1 pseudogene is annotated in these 238 nt (G+C 58.0%); it reads left to right on the forward strand.

Annotation, left to right across the window (positions count from 1 at the left end):
• Positions 1–238, forward strand: a pseudogene (locus V0R37_RS23200) (F0F1 ATP synthase subunit beta); the annotation flags it as partial.

A 238-nucleotide genomic window follows, 5' to 3' on the forward strand; every position in this document is an offset into this window, starting at 1 on the left:
TACCAGCCGACCCTGGCGGAAGAGATGGGTGTTCTTCAGGAACGTATCACCTCTACCAAAACCGGTTCTATCACCTCCGTTCAGGCGGTATACGTACCTGCGGATGACTTGACTGACCCATCACCAGCCACCACCTTTGCACACCTTGACGCAACCGTGGTACTGAGCCGTCAGATCGCGTCTCTGGGTATCTACCCGGCCGTTGACCCGCTGGACTCCACCAGCCGTCAGCTGGATC

Source organism: Pollutimonas rozaliensis, assembly GCF_048751585.1.
Taxonomy (GTDB): domain Bacteria; phylum Pseudomonadota; class Gammaproteobacteria; order Burkholderiales; family Burkholderiaceae_B.